6 protein-coding genes and 2 pseudogenes are annotated in these 11773 nt (G+C 36.2%); 7 read left to right on the plus strand and 1 reads right to left on the minus strand.

Going from position 1 to position 11773, the window contains the following annotated elements:
- Positions 1-98 (minus strand): annotated as a pseudogene (locus A1019T_RS12875) (IS1595 family transposase); the annotation flags it as partial.
- Between the two features lie 263 nt (positions 99-361).
- Between A1019T_RS12875 and A1019T_RS12880 the strand changes: the two are divergent.
- The 7 genes and pseudogenes from A1019T_RS12880 to A1019T_RS14045 all read left to right on the plus strand — a co-directional run.
- The gene (locus tag A1019T_RS12880; protein WP_077452130.1) at positions 362-2524 is read left to right on the plus strand and encodes a KAP family P-loop NTPase fold protein; all 2163 of its coding nucleotides are present in this window, start codon (positions 362-364) and stop codon (positions 2522-2524) included.
- Between the two features lie 68 nt (positions 2525-2592).
- Positions 2593-3225, plus strand: a complete 633-nt coding sequence (locus tag A1019T_RS12885; RefSeq protein ID WP_077452132.1) for a hypothetical protein — start codon at positions 2593-2595, stop codon at positions 3223-3225.
- A gap of 319 nt (positions 3226-3544) precedes the next feature.
- A complete protein-coding gene (locus A1019T_RS12890; RefSeq protein ID WP_077452133.1) occupies positions 3545-5470 on the plus strand; it encodes a site-specific integrase in 1926 nt (641 codons plus the stop codon).
- Positions 5471-5990: 520 nt separating this feature from the next.
- Positions 5991-6968, plus strand: a complete 978-nt coding sequence (locus A1019T_RS12900; protein ID WP_077452139.1) for a restriction endonuclease — start codon at positions 5991-5993, stop codon at positions 6966-6968.
- Entirely contained in the window at positions 6968-10225 is a 3258-nt protein-coding gene (locus tag A1019T_RS12905; protein ID WP_077452135.1) for a DEAD/DEAH box helicase, read from the plus strand. Before A1019T_RS12900 ends, A1019T_RS12905 begins: the two co-directional genes overlap by 1 nt.
- Positions 10225-11253 (plus strand): Eco57I restriction-modification methylase domain-containing protein, encoded by a 1029-nt coding sequence (locus tag A1019T_RS12910; RefSeq protein ID WP_077452137.1) that lies wholly within the window; start codon positions 10225-10227, stop codon positions 11251-11253. The genes A1019T_RS12905 and A1019T_RS12910 overlap by 1 nt, the downstream gene beginning before the upstream one ends.
- A 189-nt stretch (positions 11254-11442) precedes the next feature.
- Positions 11443-11625 (plus strand): annotated as a pseudogene (locus A1019T_RS14045) (DNA methyltransferase); the annotation flags it as partial.
- Positions 11626-11773 lie beyond the last annotated feature (148 nt).

Below are 11773 nucleotides of genomic sequence, written 5' to 3' on the forward strand. Positions count from 1 at the left end.
AGTAATTGCGACTTTGGGTCACTGTGATTAAAACGCCACTCACATTCCTTTAAATAGAGGTGAAAATGTTCTTTTGGAACTCCGTTAAACTTACGTAGAAAAGTTAGTCAATTAATACTGCTAAATAATAAATATAACAAAATCTAAAGGCGATAGGTAAGGCTTTAAATACTGTACGACACTGTTTGTCGCAACATTTCAAAGGCATCTTAGAAAATGCTTAAAACCTTATCTTAAATTAACCCCCGATATCCTATAAGCACCCTTAGAATTTATGATACATTAACAGTCATATCATGGGTTGTTAGTCATCCCAGCCAACCGAATTTGATTATCCCTACTTATCAACTAAAGAGTAAAAATGCCTAATACTAATTATTCATCAGATGTCCCTGTTCATAATCAAGAAAGTGACTTGTTTGGAAGATGGCATTTTTCCGAAAGAGTTGCCCAAGTCATTGCTCGCAGAAGCGATCCAAGTAGCATTGTCATTGGTCTATATGGTAAATGGGGTGATGGTAAAACCTCTGTTTTAAACTTTATTGAGTCTTCTCTAGAATCAAATGACGATGTCATCTGTATTAAGTTTAATCCTTGGCGATTTGGGACAGAAGAACAGTTATTAATGGAGTTTTTTAATAGTATTGCAGAGGCATTAGATTCAAAGTTAGAAACCCGTGAAGATAAACTAAAAGACACCTTTATGAAAGTAATGAAACCAATAGCCTCAGTTACCAAAGGTACAAGTGTGGTATCCGAAGTTGTCGAGTCCTTTATCTCGCTACCTGATATTAATGAATTTAAAAAAAGAACAGAGCAGTTATTAGAAGATAACAAGAAACGAGTTCTCATTTTGATTGATGACGTTGATAGGTTAGATAAATCTGAAATTCATGCATTATTTAGATTAGTTAAGCTCACCGCAGATTTTAAATATACGTCCTATGTTTTAGCCTTTGACAAGCACATTATTGCATCATCATTACAGGATAGGTACTCAACTGCCGATACAAGTTCAGGTGAGGCTTTCCTTGAGAAAATCATTCAAATACCTTTAAACTTACCATTAGTTGAACAAGAAACTTTACGACAATTTTGCTTTGATGGAATTAATGAAGCTTTAAAAATCGCAGAGACTAATTTAGATCAAGAAGAGGTACGAAGGTTCGTACAGGCTTATAATTCTGCGTTTGATAATTATTTAGATACACCTAGAAAAGCCAAGTTATATGGCAATATATTGATGTTTTCTTTGCCTATTCTGAAAGGGGAAGTGAACACCGTTGACCTAATGTTGATAGAAGGTATAAGAGTATTTTACCCTGAGCTATATAAAGTTATAAGGAATAATAAGTCTTCATTTACTGGCTCTTTTTCTAGTAGTTATCCTAAAAGCAATGAACTAGAAAAAGAACAAACAAAAAATTTGATTGCGGGTGCATTAGGAGAAGTTGAGTCTTCTAAGAAAAATGGATTAATAGACCTGTTAAATGATTTATTTCCTAAACTTCAATCTGTTTATGGCAATATGGGCTTCGGTGCAGATTACTATCAAATTTGGAATAAAGAACAAAGAATTTGTTCTAGTAATTATTTTTCACGATATTTTACTTATTCTGTATCAAAGAATGATATACCAGATCTTGAAATAAAAGAAATTTTAGAAAAGTTAACTCATTGGGACTGCTCATACGACTCAAATTCTTTAACAGGAATATTAAAAAATAGGAAACCAGACACTTTAATCACTAAGCTACGCAGCAAATATGATGACATTCAAGTACAAACAGCTAAGAATCTAGCTATTGCACTATGTCAGGTAAGCGCACAGTTCACAAAACTAGAAGGTGCAATGTGGAATGATGCTTTTACACAATCAGCAATGTTATTGTCTGACTTATTCCAAGTTGTTAAAAAAGATGGTCGAGTTGCAGTTATAAAGCAAAGCTTGGATGCCATTACTGATTTAGAATATAAGATCGAGGTGTTTAGATGGCTAAGACATGAGAAAGCAGATAATCCTGTTGACAACAGTCTTACTTCCGAACAAATGGATGAAATTGGCAAGTTTTTAGCAGAGCAAATAGTCGCAGTTATAGAAAGTTTAGATACAAATTGCATAGAAGTTTCATTTGCTAATTTCTTATGGATTATTGAAAAATATTATAACTCTAGTTACATAGAAAGTTTTTTAAGCAACAGAATAAATGATAGATATTTTATATTAAGGTTATTAAAGGATTTCACACCTACTTGGACAGCAATGGAGTCAGGTAAATCTGGTAAAGGAGACTTCGCACAAGAGCAGTATTCATCTTTAACTAAGTATATTGATGCTTCTGTTATAAACGATGCTATTAATCACGTTTTCGCAGATGAACTAGTTATACCTGATAATTATCCAACAAAAGATGATAACAGTAATGACGACCCGCTAGTCTATGTAAAACAGTTTAAATGGCTGTATCGCAATGAACTATCGAGTAAAGGTAAACAATTAGACTCTGATTCGGATGGCGGTTAAAAATACAGGAACATTAACGATTTAACGTCATAATCTAAGTGTTTAAGCCACATTATCGCCCTTTGAAAATGGGATTAAAGTTACTTCACACCTCACTGCCCAAACTTGGTTTAATAGTTCAAGGAAAACTAGAATCAGCTGAAAAAGAGGTCTTTTTAGATGCTCATGGTTGGCAGCTATTAGATTACTCTGCGAAGCTATCTTATAAGCCTACTGAACTTACGAAAAGCTTTGTGGTGGATATAGAGGACAGAAAAGTCAGCTCTAGTTTTACCGACAATGAAGATACCCTAAATCTCAACTTAGCAAATACTGAGATTACTCAAGGTGAGTTTATAGGCTGGCTAGACCAAGAATACCATCAGAGTGATGTCACTCAAAGCGATATGATTGGCTTCTTGGCTAAAATTATTAATAATTTATTGCAAAATCCTAAACTAACCTTGACTACACTCATAAGCAATAAATACCCTCTAGCTAGTGCAACTCAAGCTTTAATACAAACCTATCGTAAGCAAGCTTCGACACAAGGCTATCAAGAAACTCTATTTGATAATGATTCAGAAGTATTGACGACTTATGACTACAGTTATGAGTTAAAGCCAGTTAACTACCCGGCACGCTCGCCTTATTATTCTGGACGACATGAGTTTAAAAAGCACTATTACCCTTTGATAGAGGACTTAAAAGCATCTGGTTAAGAGTTTGATTGCGCTGTAGTGATAGCAAGCTTAGATGAAGTTAGACATTGGGTAAGAAACCTAGCTAGACGATAATTTAATTTTATAGCTTATGAATAGAATTTTGAAAAACGTGAGGTATGTGCATTGGTAATATCTCGCTTTATTTTATTCATTTAACTAATTTATTAGGTAAGATATCCAGTGTTTGTATAGGTATCGAAATATCAAGTTCGCTTAAGGAGAGTTACAATAAGTTTTGTTGTAAATAGTTTAAATTCATTATATATGTAGGCTTAAAACCATTTAAGATTTTAAGTTGTCCTAGGTAATATGATTAATGTTTGGGTTTGTTGTAGATTCAACAGGCCATATTGTCTCAAAATACAACGATGTTAGATGGGACTTTACTTCTTGGCATGGAAGCACTCAAAAGATTTACTTTGGAGATGGACCCGGTAACGGCTATAAAGTAAGTAAGGATAACGCCGATCTACTAAGATTAATCATGGCTTGGTGGATTTGGGGCCCAGGAGAATCCATCACCACTAGAACATTAGTGAGCAAGTTTAATACCATAAAGCCAATTTTTGTGATTTGTTCACAGCACAATATACTTGTATCAGAACTATCAAGAGATCCCGAAGTCATCAAGAAAATAGCTATAGAAGGTAAATTTAGTCATAATCATTTAATTACGTACCTTCATGACATAAGTTTTAATTCAGATAAGCTTGGCTTCGATATTCTTGATAGTAATGCAATGAAGATTTTTGTTGCACACCTGAAAGTAAAAGAGTCAACTCAAACAGCTTTCATTCCTCCCCGCATATGGAGCTATCAGCTAATTCGACTAAAAGAGTGTTTAGATGATTATTTAGTTAATAAAGATAACTTTGAAAACTTTTTTAAGTACTGTTTATTAGCATATAGACCTATTCACTCAGAGTACACTGCACTACCCTATGAGTTATATGGTGAAGAATTTAAGGGCATCCAAAAACCAAAGGAAGATATAGTAAGCAGTAAGCGTTGTATAAAAAAACTTGCCTCTAAATTTGGTGTTTTACACACCCTAGAAAAGTGGAAGATAACTGACAATAAGTGTAACTTACACACTTTATCAGGATACATGAACCTTATAAGTTTCTGTGGCATGGCTTATATACTGAATTTCTCACTTATGAGAGTTCAAGAATGCTCCCGGTTAAAGAGCGATTGCTTAGAAGTTGAAGTAGATGAAACAGGAAGCGAAATATATCTGATTAAAGGTGCTACAACTAAGACAATTCAAGATAAAGAAGCTAGATGGATTGTTCCGCCTATAGTTAAGTCTGCAGTTGATGCTATGAAGCATATAACAGAGCTTAGAGCTCTTGCAGCAAAATATAACTCAAAGTTAAAGCCGCAAAAAAAGTGGTTTGAAAACCCTACATTGCAATGTCATGCTTATGAGCCATGGAGAATAAGCTTTGTAGACGCTAGCACTGAATACGTGACTCCTCGAACCTATAGAGAAGTATTTAGTAATTATCCAAAATTATTTGATAGTAATGAGATGAAAATTACTAAACATGATTTAAAAATAGCCCACCGAATGACTGCTAACCTCGATCCAAGTATTTATGATGTTGGTAAGGTTTGGCCTCTCGCATGGCATCAATTAAGACGTACAGGTGCAGTCAATATGCTTGCTAGTGGTCTTGTTTCAGAGCTCTCACTACAGTACCAGCTTAAACATGCTAGCCTTGCTATGAGCAGGTATTACGGACAAAACTATTATAAACTTAAAGCACCACTAAATAGTGAAGCGCGTGGCTTATACTTAAAAGAAATGTATGAGACCATCATAAGAGAGTTTACAGATTTGCAATCTGATAATTATATTTCACCGCACGGGGATAAACGAAAAGAACAGATACTATCTGAAATAACTGAAAAAGATCATAAACAACTTATTGATGCAGCTAAGAAAGGAAAGATCAGCTATCGTGAGACATTTTTAGGGGGCTGTGCTAATCAAGGCCCACCGTGCCCATATGGAGGTATTAGCAATATTACATCTTGTATGGGGTTTGACGACAAGTCGGCTTGTAATGCAGTTATTTTAGATAAAAACAAGCTTCCTGTAATTAATGAGCTTAAACAGAACTTACAAATACAGCTGACCAATACAGATGATCAGTCGCCATTATATAGCTCATTAAAAGCACAGATAGAATCCGCAGAGAGGGCAATAAATGTCATCAAAACAATCCAAGTCTAATACTAAACAAAAGAAGCAGCCGGGAAGAGCTGAGATTCGCTTCTTAGAGGCTTTTGAAAGGTTAAAGGTAGGTAAGCCCTGAGTTACTGCCCAAAGGGACCCCAGTAACTCAAAATAACGTCGCTAAAGAGGCTGGAGTTAACCCCTCTGCCCTACGTCGAACTCGATACCCTGATTTATGCGATAAAATACAGTCTTGGATTGATGAAAATAAAGACAATTTATCGCAGCAGTCTACCAGACAAAAAAATCTTGCTAAGACTGCTAAGAACAGAAGCCTCAAGCAGCAACTGGACGATTTAAAGGCGCAAAATGATATAGCCTTATCAAAGCTAATGGAAGCTGAGAGACTTATAATCGAGCTGACTCTAGAGAATGAGAGATTGAAGTCAAGGCTTCCTGCAATTGAAGCCACAAGGATGCCATAAAAAGCTAAAGCACTTTTTACTTAAAAATCGTGTATTAAAATGGATTAAACAAGCTTATGAGCTTAAACATCAATAATGAGTATAGAAGATATATGACACAGATTGAGGGCAGCAGTCTTTTTGATTTGAGCCTTTGTAGTACAAAAAGTCATGATGAGCATCAGGATGAGGACACTCTTATTGAGTTTGGTCCTGCGGACATTTCTGAGAATACAGTCCGTGAGCAAATGCCCGACATTCTTGATTTATTGCTTATTGATAGAACTACTTCCACATCTCGGCGTAAGAAAAACATTATTTGGGCTACTGAGAACTATATTCAACATGGTGAAAAAAGATATGCAGCAACCTGTCAGATTAAGCCAGAATTGATTACAGGTGATAAAGGCCAAATTATTATGCCGAGAGCCTTAAAGTCTCAAGAGGTTCAAAAAGAGCGTACTAAATCCAAAGCTGAAGTATTCACCCCTACTTGGATAGTCAAGAAACAAAATGATGCTATAGACTCGAACTATCTTGATGACGACTTAGAAACTTATATCAAGCGTAAGTGGCTAGAGATTACCTGTGGTGAAGCTCCTTACATGGCTTCACGTTATGATATGGACACAGGAGAGCTTATAAGCCTCGAAGATCGAGTTGGGTTTGTAGATCGTAAATTAAAGAGAATTAATACAGAAGTTCATGATAAAGCTGAGTGGCAATTGCTAGTAAAAGAAGCTTACCAATCAAGTTACGGCTTTGAGTGGAGTGGAGACTCGTTATTGTTAGCTCGTGAGAATCTACTTTACACTTATAGAGATTATTATTTAGCGAAGTGGCGTGAAGATCCTATTTATAGTTTATTTAAGCAAATTGCAGAAATAATAAGTTATAACCTATTTCAAATGGATGGCTTGCAATATATTATTCCTCTATCAAGTAAGAAAGAAAAAGTAGTCAAAGATCAGCTGGCATTATTTGATGATGATAATGGTGAAGATGAATGGATAATCAAGCCAGGCAAGAGAGTAAAAATTATGAACTGGGATACTAAAAAGATGGAGTTTTTTGATAAGGGGATTAAATAATGGCCTTTAATAATAAAGTTATAAAAACAACAGAAGTAGTTTACCCACAAATTTATGCTTATACCTTACCTAGTTATTCAAATAGGGATGGTTGGGTGAAAATAGGCTATACAGAGCGGAAAAATGTTGACGATAGAATCAAAGAGCAGACTAAAACAGCGGCTATAGATCTGCAATATTCAAAGCTGTGGTCTGCGCCTGCAAAATTTGCTTCGAAAGATGTCTGGTTTAAGGACAAACAATTTCACAACTATTTACGTAAAAACAAAGGGATTAAACAGGATCTTCCTCATGAATGGTTCTTTTACAGTGATAAACCATATAAGTCAAAAGACGATTTTGATGACTTCACTAACAGCCGTTTTGAGCAGTCTAAAGAAACTTTAGAGTACAAACTAAGAAATGAACAGAATGAAGCTGTTGAAAGGGCTTTAGAATGTGCTTTCAGTAGTCCTGAAAATGAGTTTTTATGGAATGCTAAGCCAAGATTTGGAAAAACACTCTCTTCATACGACTTAGCTCGCAGGCTGAATGCTACAAAGGTTTTAATTGTCACTAACCGCCCTGCTATTGCAAATTCATGGTTTGATGATTTTGAAAAGTTTATTGCATGGCAGACAGACTTTGCCTTTGTATCAACTAGTGATTCATTAAAAGACCGTCCTGCTCTAACAAGAGAGCAATATCTTGATCAAATAGCTCATGGTAAGAAGAATCTTATAGCCTTTATCTCACTACAGGACTTAAAAGGAGCTATCTCTTTTGGAGGAAAGTACGACAAGTTAAAGTGGGTTAAGGAAATCGAGTGGGATATGTTGGTAATTGATGAGGCTCACGAAGGTGTAGATACCTTCAAGACCGACATTGCCTTCGATAACATCTCTCGAAACTTTACATTGCACTTATCTGGCACTCCTTTCAAGGCGGTTGCGTCAGGGAAGTTTAACGAAAATGAGATTTTTAATTGGACCTATGCCGATGAACAACTGGCAAAAGCCACATGGAATGATCCAGACGAAAACAACCCTTATGAGCAACTACCCCAACTGAACTTATTCTCATACCAAATGAGCCAAATGATTACTGATAAGGTAAACAAAGGCGCCCAAATTGAGGATGAGAATATTGATTACGCATTTGATTTAAATGAGTTTTTTGAGACAAGTGACAGCGGTAGGTTTGTGCATGAAGCAGATATTAAGAAATGGCTGGATACTCTAACTCGTAACGAAAAATATCCATTCTCTACGACTGAGCTTCGTGATGAGCTAAAGCATACATTTTGGCTGCTTAATCGTGTAGCAAGTGCCAAAGCTCTACAGAAACTACTACAAAAACATCCTGTCTTCGAAAATTATGAAATCGTATTAGCAGCAGGAGATGGACGAGGTGAAGACAGTGAGCAGGTCATAACCGATAAAGCAATCGACCGTGTCAAAAAAGCCATTAAAACGCATAAAAAAACTATCACGCTTTCGGTAGGACAGCTGACAACTGGGGTGACTATACCTGAATGGACTGCTGTATTAATGCTGTCAAACCTTAAGTCACCAAGTCTTTATATGCAATCTGCTTTTCGAGCTCAAAACCCTTGGGCGTATGAAGTGGATGGGCAGGTGCATCAAAAGAAAAATGCTTATGTATTTGATTTTGCGCCCGAGCGCACATTAATAATCTACGAAGAGTTTGCCAATAATCTATCTGCAAAAACCGCTGGAGGTGGTGGTACTAGCGATGACCGTGAAAAAAATATCAAACAACTATTAAACTTTTTCCCTGTCATTGCAGAAGACGCAGAAGGACAAATGGTAGAGCTTGATGCTACGCAGGTTTTAACCATCCCTAAAGCGATCAAAGCGAAAGAAGTTGTCCGCAGGGGCTTTATGTCCAACCTACTTTTTCAAAATATCTCAGGTATATTTGCCTCTACTGAAGCCAGAGAAATCTTAGATCAGTTGAATCCTGTTGATCAAGGTAAGTCTGTTCCTCGTCAAACATCAGAGCCTGTAGAAACTAAGGATGTTAAAGTAGATGAAGATGGTCATGCCACAGTTGCAGAAGATATCGTTATCTCAGAAACAAACGCTCGTTTCGGTGATAAGGTTTATGGTGACTTAGCATCAACAGTAGAATCTCAGGCAACAGATTTTGACGCAGATTTATCAAAAGAGATTGAAAAAAGCTTTAAAAATAGCACTGAGGAGGCACTAAAGGAGTTAGCTAAGGAAAATGGGCTATCTACTAAAGTGGCTGAGCAAGCAGCGAGAGCATCTGCTGAAGCGCTTGCTCGTGAGGTTGAAACGACAAAAACACATGCAGAGATTAAACAAAGAGAGGCTGAAGCTGATTACAAAAGAGAGGTTGCAGAAGCATATAGTGATTCTAACAAGGTAGCTGAAGCCAAAGCCCGATATGAAGCTACACAGACTCAAATTAAAACTGACTATCATGAAGAATTAACAAATAAAGTTAAGGAAAAAACTGAGGAGTTAACCAAGGAGTCAACTAAAGCCGTTTTACAGAAAGCTGAGGAGAAAAAGAAGAATACAGTTGAAGATGATGTCAGAGCGCGCTTACGCGGCTTTGCTCGAACGATCCCATCATTTTTAATGGCTTATGGTGATCCAGAAATTTCTTTACGAAACTTCGATAGACACATTAGTGACGTTGTATTTAAAGAGGTTACTGGCATTACACTCGATCAGTTTAGAGCCTTGCGTGATACTTATAACTTCTTTGATGAAACTGTATTTAACGAATCGGTTTTGGAATTTCTTAAAAAGCGTAGAGAGCTTGCAAACTATTTTGACGACAGTCAGGAAGAAGATATTTTTGACTATATTCCACCACAGCAAACCAATCAGATATTCACACCTAAACGTATTGTAAAAATGATGGTTGATAAGCTTCAAGAAGAAAATCCTGATATATTTACCAATCCTGATAAGACGTTTGCTGATTTGTACATGAAGTCTGGTTTGTATATCACTGAGATTGTGAAAAGATTATATATTGGGTTAGAAAACCAAATACCTGATCCTGATACAAGGCTAAAGCATATTTTAGAAAATCAAGTGTATGGTTTTGCTCCTAGTGAAATCATATACAATATTGCACGTAATTTTATTTTTGGATTTGACGAAAGAGCTGAAAAGATTAATAAATCTCATATCGTGCACTTAGATACTACACCCTATGCAGAAGGTGAAGGTGATTTTTCGGAAAAATGCAATCAGCTTTTTGGAGATAATAAATAATGAAATTTGATGTAGTAGTTGGAAACCCACCATATCAGGTAGCTGGAGAAGCTCGTGATGAGCCGATATTTCATCATTTCTATGAATTAGCTGATAAGGTAGCTATTAGATACTGCTTGATTTCACCCGCAAGATTTCTGTTTAATGCCGGTCAAACACCTAAAGCCTGGAATCTAAAGATGCTTTCCAAAGATGACTTAAAGGTAGCGTTTTACGAGCAAGACTCATCAAAAATATTTACCGGTAAAGATATTCCTGGAGGCATAGCTGTCCTGTATCATGATAAAAAACAGAAATTTGAGCCAATTGGTTCTTTTTCCCACCTACCTGAATTAACATCAATCACTAATAAAGTTAGAAAACTAAATGAAGCCTCATTCTCAGAGTTAGTTAAACCTCAAGGCATATATAGGTTTTCATCAGAATTTTTTAATGATTTTCCGCAAGCTGAAGGAATGCAAGGAAAAGGTACTAAAAATAAAATTGTATCAAAGTCTCTTGCGGCTATGGATTTTGCTTTTTTTGAAGAGCCTAATGAGAAATCCACAATAAAGATTTTAGGTTTGGTTAATAGAAAGCGTACATATAAGTGGATAAACAAGAAATACTTAAGTTATCCTGACTCCTTTAATGAGTGGAAAGTTCTTGTTCCAGAGGCGAATGGTTCTGGTGCTATTGGAGAAGTACCATCTACCCCATTAATAGGCAAACCTGTGCTTGCCCCTCCTCTAACTGGTCACACAGACACTTTTCTTACAATAGGTGGGTTTGAAACTAAAGTTGAGTGCGAGAATGTATTCAAATATATTCAAACAAAGTTTGCGCGCACCTTACTTGGAACACTAAAAACAACACAACACAATTCAAGATCTACCTGGAAGAACATTCCTATTCAGAACTTTAAACTTAAGTCTGATATTGACTGGTCTAAACCCATTTCTGAAATAGATCAACAGCTGTATAAAAAATATGGGCTGAGTGCTGCCGAAATAGAGTTCATAGAAACGAAAGTAAAAGCTATGGATTAGCTCTTACTCTTTCTATTCGTAATAGAAAATTACGATTTTTTTTAATAACGCAGCTAGTGACATAAACTTTAAAATGTCATCACTTTTATTAAAAAAGTGATGACATTTTTCTATTCGTTACATGTGAGTGATTTCAAGGGTTTGTGTCATGTCACCATATGCTTATGTAATCTGTAGTGCGGATCAGGGAACTTTTTAATTATTGCCTATAAAGAGCTACGCAAACTTGAGATTGAAATTTTAAAAGCACAGCGTGAAGTCATATCAGGCGCTAAAGATAACTTGCTTGGTTTGGGCTTTGACAGCGTTATCAGCTTAGATAATCTATACGGTATTGAGTACCCCCTGTGTCAGGATAGTTGTCACCCCTAACAATCAAGTAAAAGGGGGTAATAAGGAACAAAGATGTCCAGATACAGTGAAGAGAGAAAACAAGCTATATTAAGCAAGCTATCGCCGCCACATAACTTAAGTGTATCAGAAGTTGCAAGAAGTGAAGGCATAGGTGTACAAACCCTAT

This window comes from Psychrobacter piechaudii (assembly GCF_900162825.1).
Taxonomy (GTDB): Bacteria; Pseudomonadota; Gammaproteobacteria; order Pseudomonadales; family Moraxellaceae; genus Psychrobacter; species Psychrobacter piechaudii.

Bases quoted from the DNA above. Each gene is read 5' to 3' on its own strand.
- A1019T_RS12880 (WP_077452130.1), top strand. From the start codon at position 362: ATGCCTAATACTAATTATTCATCAGATGTCCCTGTTCATAATCAAGAA.
- A1019T_RS12885 (WP_077452132.1), top strand. From the start codon at position 2,593: ATGGGATTAAAGTTACTTCACACCTCACTGCCCAAACTTGGTTTAATA.
- A1019T_RS12890 (WP_077452133.1), top strand. From the start codon at position 3,545: ATGTTTGGGTTTGTTGTAGATTCAACAGGCCATATTGTCTCAAAATAC.
- A1019T_RS12900 (WP_077452139.1), top strand. From the start codon at position 5,991: ATGACACAGATTGAGGGCAGCAGTCTTTTTGATTTGAGCCTTTGTAGT.
- A1019T_RS12905 (WP_077452135.1), top strand. From the start codon at position 6,968: ATGGCCTTTAATAATAAAGTTATAAAAACAACAGAAGTAGTTTACCCA.
- A1019T_RS12910 (WP_077452137.1), top strand. From the start codon at position 10,225: ATGAAATTTGATGTAGTAGTTGGAAACCCACCATATCAGGTAGCTGGA.